We start from the raw sequence: 816 nt of genomic DNA, 5'->3' as shown, positions 1-816 counted from the left end.
GGCGTCCTGCGCGTCCTTCAAGGCCTCGCGCACCGTCGGGTCGCCCGATGGCTCGTCAGGTTCCTGGCCGTCGCCCGGTGGCTTCGTCGGATCGGTGGGCTTCTCCTCACCGAAGACGACGTCGAGCGCCTTGTCCAGCGAGTCCTCGAAGGCCGTCTGGTCGCCGTAGGTCACCAGGACCTTCTTGAGCAGCGGATAGTTCGTCCCCGCGCCCCGGACGTAGACCGGCTCCACGTACAGCAGGCCGTCGTCGAGCGGGACCGTCAGCAGGTTGCCGTACTCGACCGTCGAGTCGCCGCCCTTGAGGAGCCTGATGCTCTCGGCGATCTTCGGATCGGAGTTGAACTTGCTCTGCACCTGTTGTGGTCCGGAGACCGGGTTGTTCGGCCGCAGCTTCAGGATTCTGATCTTGCCGTAGCCGTCGCTCTGGGCATCGGCGTCGACCGCCATGAACGCGCTCAGGTTGTCCCGGTCGTTCGGCGTGAACGTGGTGGTCAGGGAGAACTTCTTCTCCTTCTGATCCGGCATCTGCATGCTGAGGTAGTACGGCGGCACCGAGTTGACCTTGTTGGTCGGGTCGTCGGGAACCTGCCAGACCTCACTGCCGCTGTAGAACTGCTCCGGGTCCTCGACGTGGTAGCGGGTCAGCAACTGGCGCTGCACCTTGAACAGGTCCTGCGGGTACCGCAGGTGGTCCATCAGGTCCTTGCTGATCTGGTCGCGGTCCTTGACCGTGCCCGGGAACGCCTTGCGCCACGTCTTGAGGACCGGGTCCTCGGTGTCCCACTCGTACAGCTTCACGGACCCGTCGTACGC

1 protein-coding gene is annotated in these 816 nt (G+C 64.7%); it reads right to left on the bottom strand.

Translation table 11 applies throughout. From position 1 onward, the window contains the following. On the bottom strand, positions 1-816 hold an 816-nt coding region (locus KUM32_RS41025; protein WP_217146745.1), incomplete at both ends, for a UPF0182 family protein.

The organism is Streptomyces sp. AC627_RSS907 (assembly GCF_019049165.1).
The sequence above is the reverse complement of the archived record's forward strand: the minus strand, read 5'-3'. Positions and strand labels throughout refer to the sequence as shown.